The sequence below is a fragment of the Desulfatiglans parachlorophenolica genome, from assembly GCF_055394735.1.
Map to the genome: position 1 here is coordinate 469,187 of NZ_AP042460.1, position 14,777 is coordinate 483,963.

The following is a 14,777-nucleotide window of genomic DNA, read 5'->3' on the forward strand; positions in this document are numbered from 1 at the left end:
GCTATACCTCCTTGATGGCGCCCTTGGGGCAGACCTGGATGCAGACCCCGCAGCCCGTGCAGAGCGCCTGGTTGACCGCCGTTTTCCCCGCCGCGTCATCGTGGTAAAGGGCCGGGCATTCGAAGCGTTCGAGACAGAGGCGGCACTCTACGCAGTCATCTGTAACGGTCACCGTCTTGGGTTCAGGAATGGCCTCCTTCCGGTAGGCGATGACGCAGGGATGACGCGCGACGATCACGGCGATCCCACCGTCGGGGTCCAGGGTGTAGCGGGCTGCATCCTTGACGGTGCGGGTCATTGCGCTCAGATCGTAAGGGTCCACCACCCGGATGAATTCGATCCCGCAGCCTTCCACCACCTTCTCGATCGAAACGGTCTTCCCCCGGCTTCCATCGGCGCGCAGGCCCAGCCCCGGGGTGGGCTGCATCCCGGTCATGGCGGTGATTTCGTTGTCGAGGACCACCAGGATGAAGCGGGCGTCGTTGTAGACGGCGTTGATCAACCCGGCGGTGCCGGAGTGGTAGAAGGTCGAATCGCCGATGGTGGCGACGACGGGCTGGGCCTGACCGTCGGCGGCGAAGGCGTGATAGAAGCCTGCGGCCATGGTGATGCCGGCGCCCATATCGAGGCACGTGTCGACGGCGCCGAGGTTGAGCCCGAGGGTGTAACAGCCGATGTCCGAGGTATAGATGGCCTTCGGCTGCGCCTTGCGAATGGCGAAGAAGGATGCCCGATGGGGGCATCCGGGGCAGAGCGTGGGGCGGCGCATCGGGAGGCCGAGCCCCTCGACCAGGGCCCGCACCCCGAGGTCGGGGCCGGTGGAAAGCGGCGGAAGACCGGTCTCGGCCAGGACCCGGTCCAGGACGGCGGCGATCCGCTCGGGAACGAGTTCGCCTTCGGCCGGGACATGTCCGGAGAGACGGCCCAGGACCTTTTTTCGGTCACCCAGGAGGTACTCGATGAAGGTGTCGGTCTCCTCGAGAACCAGAACCCGGCTGCACCGCTCCATGAAGGCATCGGCCAGGCCGTAGGGAAAGGGAAAGGGCGCTCCGAGCTTGAGGATCGGGATATCGGTGCGGCCCTCTTCTGCCAGGAGGTCGGAAATGGCGGCGCTCGGAACCCCCCCGGATACGATGCCCAATGGGACCGGAGCCGGAGGAGCGGCGCCGGCGTTGAACGGGGCGAGCGCCTCGAAGCGCCCCTGGATCACTTGAAGTTTTTGGTTCAGTTCGCCGTGCAGTTTGAGCCTGAATTTCGGTGTGGCGGCCCAGCGGAGGGGATTCTTCTCGAAGGCGGCCTTTCCGGAGGGGGATGCGATGGGGTCCCATGCGATGTTTTGCCGCGCATGGCAGACCCGGATGGCGGGTCGCAGGATGACCGGAAGCCGGAATTCCGCCGAGAGGTCCATCGCGGCTTTCACCATCCGGCGGGCCTCCTCGGGTGAGGAAGGATCGAAGACCGGCACCTTGGCCAGGCGCGCCATGAAGCGGGTGTCCTGCTCCGTCTGCGAGGAGTGCGGCCCCGGATCGTCGCAGGAGATGATGACCAAGGCGCCCGTGACACCCAGGTAGGCCGAACTCATCAACGAGTCCGCGGCGACGTTGAGCCCGACCTGCTTCATGCAGCAGGCCGCCCTCTTCCCGGCCACGGCGGCGGCGAAGGCCGTGTCGAGCGCGACCTTCTCGTTTGTGGACCACTCCGTGTAGGCGTGGATCCCTTCGGATTGCATCAGCCGCATCATTTCGGGCAGGATTTCGGAACTCGGGGTGCCCGGGTAGGAAGTCAGGGCTTGGCAGCCCGCCTCCAGCAGACCCAGTGCAATGGCCCCGTTTCCCAACAGAAATTCAGAGCGCGTCGTCACTTTTGCAGGTTCCTTTCTTTGGCCTTTTCGATCAATTCGACCAGGGAGAGCAGCTTCGGCCGGGCTGGTGCCTCAAAGGTGTCATTCCACTGCTCCTGCGTAAGCTCCGCGCGCAGGAAGGCCTCGACGGGAAAGTAGGTATGCCAGCAGATCAGGGTCCTCGCGCAGGGCAGCCCTTGATTTTCTCGGCGGCAGTATGCGAAGCTGATTTGATGGCCCAAACGGGGGCACCGGATCTCGAAATCGTCACCGGGGGGGAGGATCGGATTATCCATAGGATTCCAACCAGCCCGAAGCCCTGTACGGGGCTCCGGGCGGGGATGCAATGCGTTAAGCCCGATACTGCTTCGGCTTGGGAAGGGAGGCGATATCCCTGAGCGCCCGCTGGATTTCCTCATCGGCCAGGGCGTGATCTTCGAGCTTTCCGGACAGATAGGCCTCGTAGGCCGCCATGTCCACCAGCCCGTGGCCGCTCCAGTTGAAGAGGATGACCTTTTCCTTGCCTTCTTCCTTGGCCTTGAGGGCCTCGCGGATGGCCATCGCTATGGCGTGATTGGTCTCGGGTGCGCTGATGAAGCCTTCCGTCCGGGCGAAGGTGATTCCGGCCTTGAAGGTCTCGAGCTGAGGCACCGCCTCCGCCCGGATCAGGTTGCTCATGAGGAGCTGGCTGATGATGGGCGCCATCCCGTGGTAGCGGAGGCCGCCTGCGTGGATGCCCTCAGGGATGAAATTGTGACCGAGGGTGTGCATGGGAAGAAGCGGGGTCATCTGGACGGTGTCGCCGAAGTCGTAGGCGAAGGGTCCGCGGGTCATGGTCGGGCAGGAGGTTGGTTCGACGCCGATGATGTCGATGTCCTTGCCGTTGATCTTGTCCCTCACGAAGGGGAGGCAGATCCCCGCGAAATTGCTTCCGCCCCCGGCGCAGCCGATGATCACATCCGGGTAATCGCCGACCATGGCCAGTTGCTTTTGGCACTCCAGGCCGTTGATCGTCTGGTGCATCATGACGTGGTTCAGGACGCTCCCCAGGGAGTATTTGGTGTCCTTGTCCAGGACGGCGGCTTCCACCGCTTCGCTGATGGCGATCCCGAGGCTCCCGGGCGACTCCGGGTTCTGTGCGAGGATGCTGCGGCCGGCCTGCGTTTCGGTGCTCGGGCTCGCGACGCACTGGCCCCCCCAGGTCTCCATCATGATCCGCCGATAGGGCTTCTGATGAAAGCTCACCTTGACCATATAGACCTTGGCCTCGATGCCGAAGAGTGAGCAGCAGAAGCAGAGGGCGCTTCCCCATTGCCCCGCCCCGGTTTCGGTCGTGATGCGCTTTGTCCCGGAGATCTTGTTGTAGTAGACCTGCGCGATGGCGGTGTTCGGTTTGTGGCTCCCGGCCGGGCTTACGCCTTCATTCTTGTAATAGATTCTTGCCGGCGTTTGGAGGAATTTTTCGAGGGTGTAGGCCCGATAAAGCGGGGTGGGACGCCAGATAAGGTATTTTTCCAGGACTTCGTCGGGGATATCGATGTATGAATCCTGACTGACTTCCTGTTCGATCAACGGCATGGGAAAGATCGGCAGGAGGTCCTCCGGCCCCACGGGCTGACCGGTGCCCGGGTGTAGAGGGGGTTCCATCGGGGTGGGCATGTCGGGCATCACGTTGTACCATTGCCTTGGCAACTCCGATTCCGGCAATACGATTTTCCTTGTCTGCATAATGCCTCCTTTCCTGACTTGGGGGGTGAGTTGAGGTCCCGGATACCACATTCGTTGTCCGGTGCCCGAAAATCCGTTCTCCCGCGTGTACATTCGATTTAGCGGTTTCAACCACCGCAGGCTGTGACAGGTTCAATGCGGGGCTCGCGCCGTAGAAAACGGTCAGAAACCGATCAGGGTTGCGACAACCCCGTGACGGGATCTTGTCCGTAAGCAGAAAAATGGACATCGATGCTGGAATGAGCGACCCGGTAATTTGGCAGTGTACGTGGTTTGCATATGAAAAATAGGCTTCGGAAACCTTATTGTTTCTGTGCCCTGAAGTCAAACAGTATTTGCGCGGTCGTTTCTCCACCGAATCGAAGCCGGCGTGGAAATCGGTCTTTTGTCCTTCAGGGATAAAGCAAGAGGGGACAGAAGGACGCAGATCCCTATTTCGTTTCTATCCGGAAAGGGTCTTTTTTGCCAATCTCGGCGTCAATCTGCACGTTTACGTGTATGGCGACCACCAGGTCGCCTCCGCGCAAACGCATAAGTTCCTATATTGGCAAACCGGGACCCGCCGCGAAGCGTGTGAAGAAAAAAACCGCATTTCCGGTTTGGGCCAACGTCAGAAAAGGAAATCGACATACATGAGGCCAGGGTCATAAAAGGCGAAGGGGAGCGCCTTCGGGGGCGTTCCCCTTCGATAAAGGTCTGCTGGGGTGGCTGTCTACATGCGCTCGGTGATGTGCGCGTTGATGGACTTTCCGCCGAAGAAGCGTTTCGAAAATTCCGTCACTTTATCGGGGTCATACGTTTTGCAGCTGAAGATGTCCAGGTAGACGGCATTCGTCAGATTGGCAAAATGGCCCGAAATCAGTGACGTTTCAATGAGTTGCAGCATGGAGTATCCGGCGACACGTTCATCCTCGCCGAAGTGTACGACCTGGCACTCTCCAAATCGCCGCATTTCGATCAGATCACACAATTCCACCACAAAGCGTTTGATCGCTTCGGCGTCCCTTATGGTATCGGGGTTGCAGTCATAGATGTCCAGGCTCGTCAATAGACCCCAGGGCTCCTTGGTTGCGTGGGCAAGATTGTGCTGAATCATGGTTTAGTCCCTCCTTTCAGATATGACGATATCCGGCCTTGTTATAGAACCTGGCGCTGTGCCTTGCGGCTGTGGGAGCGGAGGGTGAGGGGGGCAGTGTGTCTGCCTCCTCTACCGCTCAAGGGCCCCATCGATGGGAAGGGGCCTCTTGATGGTTCTCCCGGAGCCGTTGGACGGCAGGCCGGTAGCGCTGGTCATATCGATAAAAACAAGCGATGATATGTTAGTCCATTTGGCCTGTCAATCAATTTCGTTATGATCAAGCGAAAAATCGGATGGGGCCAGGTGGGGATTTCTCCTTGGGCTCCAAAAGGGGTCAGCACATCCTCGCGCCGGCGAAAACCGAAAAGGCGCCGGGGACTCCGGGAACGGGCGTCTCAGAGCATGGAACGGGCGATGATGATCTTCTCGATCTCCTTGGTCCCTTCGTAGATCTCGATGATTTTGGCATCGCGATAGAAGCGTTCGATGTCGTATTCCGCGAAATACCCGTATCCGCCGTGGATCTGGAGGGCCTCCTGGGCTGCGTACGTGCAGGTTTCGCCGGCGTACCACTTGGCCATGGCGGTGAGGGTGTGGTCTGGCTGCCCCTGGTCCGCCCTGAAGGCGGCCTCGAAAACCATGTTGCGGGCGGCGTGGATGCGTGTGGCCATTTCGGCGACCTTGAACTGGTTCGCCTGGAAGACCGCAAGGGGATGACCGAATTGATGGCGGGTTTTGAGGTGCCGGATGGCGCGGTCCAGAGCTCCTTGGGCGATGCCTACCCCTTCGGCGCCGACATGGATGCGGGTGAGATTGAAAAAGTTCATGAATTGATAGAAACCCTGACCTTGTTCACCGATCAGATGATCCCTGGGGACGCGGACGTTCTTGAACACCAGTTCGGCGGTGTCCGAGGCGCGTATGCCCAGTTTGTGGCGGAGTTTGTTGGCTTCGAAGCCCGGTCGCTCTCTTTCGACGAGGATGACGCTGTGCCGGCGGTGCCTCGAAGGGTTGTCGGGATCGGTCAAGCATAGGACGACGAAATAGCTCCCGACCGTGCCGTTTGTGATGAACATCTTGGAGCCGTTGACGATGTATGCGTCCTCCTCGGCCCGCGCCTCGGTCCGGGTGGAGACGACGTCGCTTCCGGCGTCGGGTTCGGTGATGGCCGAGCCCATCACCGCCTCGCCGCAGGTCAGCGGCTCGAGCCAGGCCTTCTTCTGAACTTCGGTTCCGAAAAGCAGGATCATGTCGGCCCCGAAGGTGGCTGAAACGAGGACGGAACCCAGCCCTGGATCGACGCGCCAGAAGGCTTCGCAGACCAGGCATTTTTCGAGATAACCGTATCCGCTGCCCCCATAGGCCTCAGGCAGATTGACGCCGATAAAACCGAGCTCCGCTGCTTTGCGGACCAACTCCATGGGATGCCGCTCTTCCCGGTCGCATTCCCGCGCAAGCTCGGGGAATTCCCCCTCGGCGAATTCCTTCGCGGCTCGGGCGATATCTTTCTGTTCTCTGGTGAGATCAAAGTCCATGATTCCTCCCTTTCAGGCGGGCGGCAAACAGACCGCCCGGTCCGGTAGCCGCTCGATGGCGGCAGCTATCGGAAAAGGCCGCTCGGGATCATCATGGATCTCCGGTTTCCTGATCCCGACCTCCAGCGGCTCAAGAGGTTCATATTGAATGTTGTGGGATGGATGATCTTTACCATCGGCAGGACTCCCTTCCAGGATTCAAGCTGGGCGCCGTCTGCCGATCAGGGCCCAATCTATGGCGAACCGCTCGTTTTGACAAGCGTAGAATGTGGAGTGGTGATGCAGAAAATGATGATCCCATCAGGGAATGATTTTTTCTTCAGCGGCTTCGTTTTGCAGTCCCACCGCCTCGCTGCGGGTCCCGGTTTGCCAATGTCCAGGAAATCAAGCGTTTGTGCGGAGGCGACCTGGTGGTCGCCGCACAAGCAAACGTGCAGATTGACGCCGAGATTGGCAAAAATGACCATTCTCGGATGGAAACCATTTCGGTTTCTGATCTGAGGGGATGTTCCTGTGCGGACAACCCTGGCACGGTCCGGTTTATCGCACGGGGAGTTGAAATGCGAGGGGTGTTTTGCCACGTCTTTTGTGGTTGAGGCGCGAGAAAGGCGTGTGGGATTATCCTGTTTTTGGACTGGCAACTGTGATAGGTTAGATTTGACTCAAAGACGGTATTTTTTCGACAGGCTTCGCCGCTTAGCCCCGTCCCTGCGCAATGGGTCTCGGTTTCTTCACCGGTTTCCTCCGTGCGGTGCCGCCCTTGGCGGGAGGGTTTTGGGACGCTCGAAGCCGTCCAGTATTATGGATGGGAGTTCAGGAATTCGATGCATCGACTCGACAGTTCGCAGCGCAAGTACCTGCGTGGATTGGCGCACCGCCTGAAGCCGGTCGTTCTGATCGGGCAGAAGGGCCTTACGGATGGCGTCGCCCAATCGATCGACCAGGCCCTGGAGGCCCAGGAATTGATCAAGGTGAAATTTATCGATCTCAAGGAAAAGGACCTGAAGCACGCGATGACCCTCGAGATCGTGCAGCAGGTGGATTGCGTGCACGTGGGTGCCATCGGGCATACGGTGATTCTCTACCGACAACAGAAGCAGCCTGAGAAACGACGCATCGCGCTTCCGGCGGCCCGGGTGGATCGACAGGAGAAAGGATAGGGGCGATCGATGGACCTGAAGCACTGCTATGAAGTCCTGGAGGTTGGTCCGGGCGCGGATCAGGACGAGATTCGGAAGGCCTACAGGGATCTTGCCGCTGTCTGGCATCCGGACCGTTTTGCCGGCAATGAAAGACTGATCGAGAAGGCCGCCGCGAGGATCAAAGAGATCAACGTGGCCTATGAGACCCTGTCAGATTCCTGGAAAAGCACTCAGCGAGCCGGCCGGAGGGAGGATCGTCCCCAGGCGGAGACACGGAGCGAACCTGAGAGGGGGCCCAACCAGACAGAGACGGGGACCCAGTTGGAGCAGTTGGTGGAAACGGGCACCGGTCTGATTTTGTCCGCGTGCTCACGTCTCTCGCAGGCTATCCGGAGCTGGCTCGAGAGCGGCGGTGAGTCCGGGGCAGGCAGTAGGCCGGCAAGTGGAAGAGCCGCCGGAGGCTCCGCAAGGGGCATGTCGCCTGGACGGGGATGCCGCCGCGGGGGAGGCGGGGGGCGGCATGCGGGACGCGGCCGCGGCAGATAGGCGGATGGTGAGCGAGTTGCTGGTCAACGAGATATTTTACAGCATCCAAGGCGAGTCTACCTGGGCCGGGTTGCCGTGTGCCTTCGTGAGGTTAAGCGGGTGCAACCTTCGGTGTTCGTATTGCGACACGCGCTATGCCTATGAAGAAGGCCGGCCGATGACGGCAGACGGGATACTGGGGGTCTTGCTGAGCTATGGGGTCCGGTTGGTCGAGATCACCGGAGGGGAGCCGCTTCTTCAGCCGGGCACTCCGGCCCTGGCGGCAGCGCTCCTGGATCGGGGGCGCCAAGTTCTCGTCGAAACCAACGGCAGCCTCGATATCGACGTCCTTCCGGAGGCGTGTGTCCGGGTTATGGATATCAAATGTCCTTCCAGCGGTGAGGCATCGCGGATGGATTTCGGAAATCTTCATCGGTTGAGGGCCAGGGATGAGGTCAAGTTCGTGATGGTGGACCGTAGGGACTATGATTATGCCCTCGGCATGCTGCCGCGTATCCTGGAGTCGAGCCCTTGCCGGACTGTTCACTTCTCACCGGTCTTCGGTGTGCTGGAGCCTGCTCGATTGGCCGAGTGGATGCTTGATGACCGGCCGGAGGCGCGGCTCCATCTGCAGCTGCACAAGATCCTCTGGGGTGGGGAACGTCGGGGTGTTTAGCTGGTTCCCATCCGGAAATGGTCTTTTTTCCCCATCTCAGCGTCAATCTGCACGTTTGCTTGTGTGGCGACCAGCAGGTCGCCTCCGCTCAAACGCTTGATTTCCTTGATATTGGCCAAAAATCCTCATTTCCGGATTGGAAACTTTGCCGAGCTGGATGCTCTTTTCCGGATGGACACTAGTTGGTTTCCATCCGGCAATGGTCCTTTTTGCCGATCTCAGCGTCAATCTGCACGTTTGCTTGTGCGGCGACCTGCAGGTCGCCTCCGCCCAAACGCTTGGTTCCCCTGATATAGGTAAACCGGGACCCGCCGCGAAGCGGTGGGACCGAGCACCCGAAGCGTGCGAAAAAAATATTTTTATTTCCGGATTGGAAACCGGATTGCACCGGGAAATCATTTCCGGATGGAGGTTGGCTGGGGAGAAAACCGGGTGCCCCGGTGTCGTTTCGGGACGGGTGCCGGAAACAGGCGGTAATCGCGGGTCGCAAATCGGGAGACATCTTGGCGCCTTTATGAGGATGGGCCGGAACGAGGGTGATTCCGAGGCAAGCCCATGCGCACTGGAAGAAAAATTTGCTGGATCGCCGTATGGACCGTGATTGTGCTCGTGGCGGTCTCGCTGGCGGGGGCGGTCTTTCTCTATCGCAGTCCTGATGCCGTCAAGCGGCTCCTGGAAAGCGTTCTTTCCAGCATCAGCGGGGCCCATGTGGAAATGGGGGGGCTGCGGTACGGGGTCTTGCCCCTCGAGATAGAGGTCTTCAATGTCCGGGTCCGCTCGGGAGAGGCCCCGGACGGTCTGATCCTTTCCGTTCAACGCGCCCGGGCGAGCGCAGATTTCGGGGGGCGCTTCGATCGATCCCGGAGCGTTCTCAGTCCTGGGCCTTGGGCCGGTAGGGCCAGTCGGTGCCGGAGACGTCGATGAGTTCCGCAATGAAGCTTCCGATGATCACCTTGCTTTTCAGACGCACCGGGATTTTGTATCGGTCCGCCGAGACCCAGATTTGGATCTTGGCGTCCTTGGCCTTTTCAAAGACCCCGCCCACATGTTCGAGCGAGGGTTCGACCAGAAAGGTGTCGATCTCGCCCATGGCGCACTGAAGCCTTTCACGGCGGATGACCGTAGCCGTCCCTTTAATGCATTTTTTCCCGTCGGTCACCGGCCCCGACAGAACCGCGCCCACTCGGAGGTCCTCGAGGCGAAAGGCGTAGAAGATCGAAAGCGGGTCGAGGGAGTCCGGCTGGATGGGCAGTGGATCCCGCTTCTCGTCCCTGTTGGTGTATTGGGCTGTTTGGCGTCCCCAGTCGAAGGTGACTGTGACATCCTTGGGGCGTCGGCCTTCGGATCTCTCGGTGTACAAGAGGGTGCGCGAGACGCCTGGGCCGGTGTAGGCGTCGATACGGTTTCGTACCTTGTAAAAGAGATCGATAACGGGGTAACTCCAGGCGGTGGCGGCAAAATGCAGCGCGGGGGTTTCCCCGATGGCTTCAGAGGGCAGGACTTCCAGGACTGCCTCCCCGGCCGGTATGAATTCCCACCGGGCCTGGAAGACCAGTTTTTCACCGGCCTGGAAAGGAAGTGCTTGTCCTGCGGGTTCAGCCGGCGGCGATGCCGCCGCCGTTTGCACAAGCACAAGGAGCGTCAGCAGACTGACCCCCTTCATGAAGATCGACACCCGCTTCAAAGAAGATTGGATCCCGTTCAGCGCAGGGTTTTTCCCCGTTTCGGAACGGTGGGTTCGAGCCTTGTGGAAACCGGGAGAAAGGGCTTTTTGAGCGGAGATGTGGAGATCGGTGTCGATAGGATGCTCGAATTCTTTCATGTCGGCACGGAGCCTTCCTCTTTAGAGTGAAAGGGGAGCGCGACGGAGCGACCTCTGAGCAGGCCGGCCACGGCCTCGAGGATCGCCTTTCCCTGTGGCCGACAGGGGCAATTCCGGCGCTTCTTTTCCTGAGGGTTTTCGCCTGTTGACACACCCGAAGCCAGGATATTACCATCATAATGAGTTTTCGTCTGGAATGGGATTTTTTTCTTCATTGGAATTCCGGGTCCTTCGAGGAGTCCACGATGCAAAAGGGTAGAGGGTTTCTGACGGCAGTGACGGTGGTCTGCATCGCGCTGGGAGGGTGGGGCTGTGCCTCGGTCATTTCACGGGATTTGCTTCGGCAGGCCGATCAGACCGTACGGTTCGAGGATCTGCGTGCTGAACCCGAGCGGTATGAGGGGAAGATAGTCCTGTTGGGGGGGATGATCGTTTCAACAAAGAATCAGGCAACGGGCACCCTGCTCGAGATCGTGCAGAAGCCGCTCGATTTCGAAAAACGCCCATCCGGGGGGGATACGACCTATGGCCGGTTTCTCGCGCTGCATGACGGCTATCTTGACCCGGCCATCTACGCCGAAGGCCGCGACGTGACGGTGGCAGGCCCCGTCATCGGCCGGAGGGAGCGGCCGCTAGGGGAGATCACTTACAGTTATCCCCTTCTGCGGGCGCAGGAGATCCATCTTTGGCCGGTCGTAACAGAGGATCCACTCTATCCGTATCCTCCGGGCGGCTGGTGGGGCTACCCCCCCTGGTGGCGGTATCCTTATTGGGGGCCGTGGTATTGAAGAAAACCATGTGAAGGTGACACCTTTTCCACAAAACCCGAAATTTCAGCAGTAAATCCAGCCTTTTGAAGGTCGGCCTCCCCATCCGGACGCTCTTTCTTCAGGTGTGCCCCGGCCTCATCCAACGGTGAGGCGGCGCATGATCCCTGCAGAGCTTTTCCTGCCTTCGCGCAGTTTGCCCCATCCCATTCGGGGATTCCTATGCACCTGCCGGAGTCATCCTTTTTCACTGCGCATGCGGAGCCATCGCCGCAGGAAGGTCTCGGCCTCGAGCCCCAAGAGCAGTTCGCGCCCGGCGACGGCGAGGAGGTCTGCCGTCCCGGATGGGCCCAACTCCTCCCGCAGGGTCGGGCAAAGAAAATTCACGCAGAAAGAATGACGGGCCTTGAGCCGGCAGCCTCGCTCGCCCAGAAAGAGGCATTGTCCGGGTGCTTGGGGCCGGCGCGGGACGGTGACGCCCATGAGCTTGTTGATCAGCAGGATCACCGGTTCATACCATCCCTCGACGCCTTTGAAACAGCAGCTGCCGGTTGGCTGAGTGTCGCAGCGGGCGCAGGCGGCCACGACGCCGAGGGTGCGCATCCGTTCCTGCGTTCGGCAGATCGCCTCGCTGTAAGCGTCGAGCAGGTCGGTGAGCGTCTTTTCGTGGGTCAGGGTCTCCGCATACCGATCGTACAGGGCATCGGTCTGATCGATGGACGCAGCAACCGCCGCGTCCAGGGTCTCGGGGGTTCTATCGAAAGCCATGGAGCGCTCCTGACGATGCGAGTCGGTGAGCAAAGCGGGTGGTCTCGGGCAGCCTGTAACGCGTGGTACAGGCCAGCACGAATCGACAGGCGGTCATCAAGCCCACGCGGTGGCCTATGGAGACAAAGATGGGTTTCACCCCCGTGCGGGTGCGCAGGACGAGGCCGATGCAGTTCGGGCCGTCTTTGAGAAAGGCGTACTGCCCTTTTCGGGGACCCAAGGGGCGGTGCGTCCCGATCAGCCGGCTCTTGGCGGCCCCGATGGTTGGGATCCCAGTCAGGATGCCGAAGTGGCAGGCGATTCCGAGCCGGCGCGGATGGGCCAGTCCCTGGCCGTCGCAGATCACCAGGTCCGGGGCCTGTTTGAGTTTTTCGAGGGCCTCGAGCATCACGGGGATCTCGCGGAAGCTCAGCAGCCCGGGGATGTATGGGAAGGTGACGGGCCGTTCCGCAACGGCCCAATCGTAAAGCTGCAGAGCCGGAAAGGTCAACACCACGGCGGATGCCCGTGCGGTGGAGCGCCTGATGTCGATGCCCACATCCATTCCCGCTACGAAGCGCACCTCACCGAGGCAATCTTGCATGATTACGAGGTGCGCGAGGGACTCCTGGATCGCCCGGGCCTCGGGGATGTTGACGTCCCAGCGGTGGTGGATCGCCCCGGCGCTGCAGGACGCTCCTCCGTCGCCCTTCTTTCGAGTTCTGAGAGGGGAGACGGAGGGAATGACGCCGTCAGGGGGGGCGCTACTCATGCGCATGGGGATAAGCCCCGTGTCGATGTCCATGGATGTGGGGATGCAACTTGACCTCTTCATCCCACTGGATGCGGCCGTCGATCATCGCGTAGACGGCAGTGGTCGTTTCCATCAGAAAATCGAGTTCGTGTGAGATGATGATGTAGGTGAGGTCCAATCCTTTCAGCAGTTGCGTGAGTCTTTCCTTGGTCCGTTCGTCCAGGCCGGCGGTCGGTTCATCCAAAAGAAGAACCTTGGGCTCCATGGCCATTACGGTGGCAAGGGCCACGAGCTTTTTTTCGCCTCCGGAGAGGCGGTGCGTGATCCGGTCTTCGAAGTGTTCGAGCCCGAGATTCTCGAGGGTTTTCAGGGCGATCGCCTGTGCCTCATCACGGCTTTTCCCCAGGTTCAGCGGCCCGAAGGCGACATCTTCCAGGACCGTGGGGTGGAACAGTTGATCGTCCGCATCCTGGAACAGGAAGCCGATCTGCCGCCGCACGGACTCGAAGTCCTTTTCTTCGCGGACTTCCTGCCCGAAGATTTCGATCCTGCCCGAATCGGGCTTCAACAGACCCATGATCAGGTGGAAAAGGGTCGTCTTTCCCGCGCCGTTGGGACCCATGAGGCCGATCCGCTCCCCCTCTCGAAGGGTCAGGTCAGCGTGATCCAGGACCGTTACGCGCCCCGGATAGGCGAAGCTGATGTCATCGAGCCGGATCAGTTCCATCGCGTTGCCCACTCCAGTAAAATCAATCCGCTCATCGCGCATCCCGCCGCAAACGGCCAGATCCATTCCCGTCTGGCGAGGGTGAAGGTCTTGAGCGTCCTGAAGCGTCCGCTGAACCCCCGGCAGAGCATCGCCTGATGCACCCGTTCCGCGCGGGCGCTGGCCCTCACGAAGAGCATTCCTACCAGGTAGGCATAGGTCCGGTAGGTATGCAGGTTGGTCTGCGGGCGGAATCCGCGCATGCGCATCGCACGCGCCAGACGCTCGTATTCCTGCTCCAGCACGAAGAGATAGCGATAGGTGAGGAGCAGCAGCAGGACCATTTTGGCAGGAACATGGAGGCGATGCAAGGCATAACCCAGGGTGGCGATCGGGCTGGTGGCGACGAGGGCGATCAGGGCCAGGATGATGGCGTTGGATTTCAGGGTGATCTGGGCGCAAAAACGCACCCCTTCGAGGGTCAGATCGAACGGGCCGATCGTTGTGAGCGGTGTGCCGGGAAAAGTGAAGGGCAGAAGGGCCCAGAGGAACAGGATCAACCCGTTGGCAAGCCCTATCCGCCGCAGGAGCGTCCGGCTGTCGAGCCGGGCGAGGGCGGTCAGACCGATCGAAAGGGCGAGGGCGGTCAGGAGTGCCGGGAAGCTTTGGAGTACCGCCACGAGAAAAGAATAGGCCGTTGCGAGGACGATCTTGAGCCTCGGGTCTGTCCGGTGAAGCGGCGAATCGCCTATGGCAAACGGCTCCTGGATCACCGTTGCGAGGACCCGGCGGGATGGTTCGCAGACGCCTTGGGCTGGAGGGACGGGTCCTTGGGCAGCATAGCTGGCTGTACCTTCTTCAGAAAGATCACGCAGAAGAGGGTCAGGATCCCTTCGATCACCATCACAGGCAGGTTGGCAGCCACGATGAGGGAAGAGACCTTGAAGAAGTCCTCCCGCGTGGAGATCAGGGCCAGACCCACGAGAACGGCGCTCAGGAAGACGGCGAGAAATCCGCATGCAAAAGACGCTGTGAGGCTCACGGCCGGTTTGCGGTGGATGAGAGGCGCAAAGAGGAGGTAGCAGATCACCGCCGGAAAGGCCATGATGACGGTATTGACGCCCAGGGTCGTGATGCCGCCGAATTGAAAAAACAGGGCCTGCAAGATCAGGGCCACCAGGATGGCAGGGAAGGCCGCCCAGCCGAGTAGCAGCCCGACGATCCCGTTCAGGACCAGATGGACGCTCGACGGCCCCACGGGGACATGAATCAACGAGCCGACGAAAAAGGCCGCGGCGAGCATGCCGGTCTGAGGAATGCTGTTGTAGTCCATCTTCTTGAAACCGATGCCGGTGCCGGCCGCGGCCAGGACTATGCCCGAAATGAGGACCGGGGCCGAAAGAACCCCTTCCGAGATGTGCATGTGTGAATCCTCGACGAAGGCGGTGCGGCCGGAA

At 60.4% G+C, this 14,777-nt stretch carries 18 protein-coding genes and 1 pseudogene; 7 read left to right on the top strand and 12 right to left on the bottom strand.

Going from position 1 to position 14,777, the window contains the following annotated elements:
- Window position 1: 1 nt before the first annotated feature.
- From ACZ500_RS02200 to ACZ500_RS02225, 6 genes and pseudogenes are all read right to left on the bottom strand, one after another.
- Window positions 2-1,861 (bottom strand): thiamine pyrophosphate-dependent enzyme, encoded by a 1,860-nt coding sequence (locus ACZ500_RS02200; RefSeq protein ID WP_464230900.1) that lies wholly within the window; start codon window positions 1,859-1,861, stop codon window positions 2-4.
- Window positions 1,858-2,136 carry a hypothetical protein gene (locus tag ACZ500_RS02205; RefSeq protein ID WP_464230901.1) on the bottom strand — a complete coding sequence of 93 codons (279 nt, stop codon included), beginning with the start codon at window positions 2,134-2,136 and terminating at the stop codon, window positions 1,858-1,860. Before ACZ500_RS02205 ends, ACZ500_RS02200 begins: the two co-directional genes overlap by 4 nt.
- Window positions 2,137-2,191: 55 nt before the next feature.
- Complete coding sequence (locus ACZ500_RS02210; RefSeq protein WP_464230902.1) at window positions 2,192-3,568, bottom strand: TrpB-like pyridoxal phosphate-dependent enzyme; 1,377 nt, start codon at window positions 3,566-3,568, stop codon at window positions 2,192-2,194.
- Window positions 3,569-4,280: 712 nt separating this feature from the next.
- Window positions 4,281-4,625 (bottom strand): annotated as a pseudogene (speD, locus tag ACZ500_RS02215) (S-adenosylmethionine decarboxylase); the annotation flags it as partial.
- A 416-nt stretch (window positions 4,626-5,041) separates the two neighbouring features.
- Window positions 5,042-6,181 carry an acyl-CoA dehydrogenase family protein gene (locus tag ACZ500_RS02220; RefSeq protein WP_464230903.1) on the bottom strand — a complete coding sequence of 380 codons (1,140 nt, stop codon included), beginning with the start codon at window positions 6,179-6,181 and terminating at the stop codon, window positions 5,042-5,044.
- A 233-nt stretch (window positions 6,182-6,414) separates the two neighbouring features.
- Window positions 6,415-6,648: a hypothetical protein gene (locus ACZ500_RS02225; protein ID WP_464230904.1), complete on the bottom strand. Its 234-nt coding sequence runs from the start codon at window positions 6,646-6,648 to the stop codon at window positions 6,415-6,417.
- 357 nt (window positions 6,649-7,005) lie between these two features.
- Between ACZ500_RS02225 and yhbY the strand changes: the two genes are divergently transcribed.
- From yhbY to ACZ500_RS02255, 6 genes are read left to right on the top strand one after another with little or no spacing between them, the layout of a single operon-like run.
- Complete coding sequence (yhbY, locus tag ACZ500_RS02230) at window positions 7,006-7,341, top strand: ribosome assembly RNA-binding protein YhbY (protein ID WP_464230905.1); 336 nt, start codon at window positions 7,006-7,008, stop codon at window positions 7,339-7,341.
- Between the two features lie 9 nt (window positions 7,342-7,350).
- Window positions 7,351-7,869, top strand: coding sequence for a J domain-containing protein (locus ACZ500_RS02235; RefSeq protein WP_464230906.1), 519 nt, complete (start codon window positions 7,351-7,353; stop codon window positions 7,867-7,869).
- Window positions 7,844-8,524 carry a radical SAM protein gene (locus tag ACZ500_RS02240; RefSeq protein ID WP_464230907.1) on the top strand — a complete coding sequence of 227 codons (681 nt, stop codon included), beginning with the start codon at window positions 7,844-7,846 and terminating at the stop codon, window positions 8,522-8,524. The genes ACZ500_RS02235 and ACZ500_RS02240 overlap by 26 nt, the downstream gene beginning before the upstream one ends.
- Before the next feature lie 17 nt (window positions 8,525-8,541).
- Window positions 8,542-8,706, top strand: coding sequence for a hypothetical protein (locus tag ACZ500_RS02245; RefSeq protein ID WP_464230908.1), 165 nt, complete (start codon window positions 8,542-8,544; stop codon window positions 8,704-8,706).
- A 17-nt stretch (window positions 8,707-8,723) separates the two neighbouring features.
- Window positions 8,724-9,125, top strand: a complete 402-nt coding sequence (locus ACZ500_RS02250) for a hypothetical protein (RefSeq protein ID WP_464230909.1) — start codon at window positions 8,724-8,726, stop codon at window positions 9,123-9,125.
- Complete coding sequence (locus tag ACZ500_RS02255; protein ID WP_464230910.1) at window positions 9,122-9,448, top strand: hypothetical protein; 327 nt, start codon at window positions 9,122-9,124, stop codon at window positions 9,446-9,448. The genes ACZ500_RS02250 and ACZ500_RS02255 overlap by 4 nt, the downstream gene beginning before the upstream one ends.
- Here ACZ500_RS02255 and ACZ500_RS02260 read toward each other — a convergent pair.
- Entirely contained in the window at window positions 9,396-10,346 is a 951-nt protein-coding gene (locus ACZ500_RS02260) for a DUF3108 domain-containing protein (protein WP_464230911.1), read from the bottom strand. The genes ACZ500_RS02255 and ACZ500_RS02260 overlap by 53 nt on opposite strands.
- Window positions 10,347-10,591: 245 nt before the next feature.
- Between ACZ500_RS02260 and ACZ500_RS02265 the strand changes: the two genes are divergently transcribed.
- A complete protein-coding gene (locus tag ACZ500_RS02265) occupies window positions 10,592-11,134 on the top strand; it encodes a Slp family lipoprotein (RefSeq protein ID WP_464230912.1) in 543 nt (180 codons plus the stop codon).
- Between the two features lie 216 nt (window positions 11,135-11,350).
- Here the strand turns inward: ACZ500_RS02265 and ACZ500_RS02270 are convergent, their stop codons facing one another.
- The 5 genes from ACZ500_RS02270 to cbiM are packed head-to-tail and all read right to left on the bottom strand — an operon-like array spanning window position 11,351 to window position 14,743.
- The gene (locus tag ACZ500_RS02270; protein WP_464230913.1) at window positions 11,351-11,881 is read right to left on the bottom strand and encodes a hypothetical protein; all 531 of its coding nucleotides are present in this window, start codon (window positions 11,879-11,881) and stop codon (window positions 11,351-11,353) included.
- Window positions 11,868-12,665, bottom strand: a complete 798-nt coding sequence (gene nfi / locus ACZ500_RS02275; RefSeq protein ID WP_464230914.1) for a deoxyribonuclease V — start codon at window positions 12,663-12,665, stop codon at window positions 11,868-11,870. Before nfi ends, ACZ500_RS02270 begins: the two co-directional genes overlap by 14 nt.
- The gene (locus ACZ500_RS02280; protein ID WP_464230915.1) at window positions 12,625-13,407 is read right to left on the bottom strand and encodes an energy-coupling factor ABC transporter ATP-binding protein; all 783 of its coding nucleotides are present in this window, start codon (window positions 13,405-13,407) and stop codon (window positions 12,625-12,627) included. The genes nfi and ACZ500_RS02280 overlap by 41 nt, the downstream gene beginning before the upstream one ends.
- Window positions 13,332-14,093: a cobalt ECF transporter T component CbiQ gene (cbiQ, locus tag ACZ500_RS02285; RefSeq protein WP_464230916.1), complete on the bottom strand. Its 762-nt coding sequence runs from the start codon at window positions 14,091-14,093 to the stop codon at window positions 13,332-13,334. The genes ACZ500_RS02280 and cbiQ overlap by 76 nt, the downstream gene beginning before the upstream one ends.
- Window positions 14,090-14,743, bottom strand: a complete 654-nt coding sequence (gene cbiM / locus ACZ500_RS02290) for a cobalt transporter CbiM (RefSeq protein WP_464232981.1) — start codon at window positions 14,741-14,743, stop codon at window positions 14,090-14,092. The genes cbiQ and cbiM overlap by 4 nt, the downstream gene beginning before the upstream one ends.
- Between the last annotated feature and the right edge of the window lie 34 nt (window positions 14,744-14,777).

What these genes read in the sequence shown, in the direction of transcription:
- ACZ500_RS02205 (WP_464230901.1), bottom strand. Translation starts at nt 2,136, where the DNA reads ATGGATAATCCGATCCTCCCCCCCGGTGACGATTTCGAGATCCGGTGC.
- ACZ500_RS02210 (WP_464230902.1), bottom strand. Translation starts at nt 3,568, where the DNA reads ATGCAGACAAGGAAAATCGTATTGCCGGAATCGGAGTTGCCAAGGCAA.
- ACZ500_RS02220 (WP_464230903.1), bottom strand. Translation starts at nt 6,181, where the DNA reads ATGGACTTTGATCTCACCAGAGAACAGAAAGATATCGCCCGAGCCGCG.
- ACZ500_RS02225 (WP_464230904.1), bottom strand. Translation starts at nt 6,648, where the DNA reads ATGGTCATTTTTGCCAATCTCGGCGTCAATCTGCACGTTTGCTTGTGC.
- yhbY (WP_464230905.1), top strand. Translation starts at nt 7,006, where the DNA reads ATGCATCGACTCGACAGTTCGCAGCGCAAGTACCTGCGTGGATTGGCG.
- ACZ500_RS02235 (WP_464230906.1), top strand. Translation starts at nt 7,351, where the DNA reads ATGGACCTGAAGCACTGCTATGAAGTCCTGGAGGTTGGTCCGGGCGCG.
- ACZ500_RS02240 (WP_464230907.1), top strand. Translation starts at nt 7,844, where the DNA reads ATGCGGGACGCGGCCGCGGCAGATAGGCGGATGGTGAGCGAGTTGCTG.
- ACZ500_RS02245 (WP_464230908.1), top strand. Translation starts at nt 8,542, where the DNA reads ATGGTCTTTTTTCCCCATCTCAGCGTCAATCTGCACGTTTGCTTGTGT.
- ACZ500_RS02250 (WP_464230909.1), top strand. Translation starts at nt 8,724, where the DNA reads ATGGTCCTTTTTGCCGATCTCAGCGTCAATCTGCACGTTTGCTTGTGC.
- ACZ500_RS02260 (WP_464230911.1), bottom strand. Translation starts at nt 10,346, where the DNA reads ATGAAAGAATTCGAGCATCCTATCGACACCGATCTCCACATCTCCGCT.
- ACZ500_RS02265 (WP_464230912.1), top strand. Translation starts at nt 10,592, where the DNA reads ATGCAAAAGGGTAGAGGGTTTCTGACGGCAGTGACGGTGGTCTGCATC.
- ACZ500_RS02270 (WP_464230913.1), bottom strand. Translation starts at nt 11,881, where the DNA reads ATGGCTTTCGATAGAACCCCCGAGACCCTGGACGCGGCGGTTGCTGCG.
- nfi (WP_464230914.1), bottom strand. Translation starts at nt 12,665, where the DNA reads ATGGACATCGACACGGGGCTTATCCCCATGCGCATGAGTAGCGCCCCC.
- ACZ500_RS02280 (WP_464230915.1), bottom strand. Translation starts at nt 13,407, where the DNA reads ATGGATCTGGCCGTTTGCGGCGGGATGCGCGATGAGCGGATTGATTTT.
- cbiM (WP_464232981.1), bottom strand. Translation starts at nt 14,743, where the DNA reads ATGCACATCTCGGAAGGGGTTCTTTCGGCCCCGGTCCTCATTTCGGGC.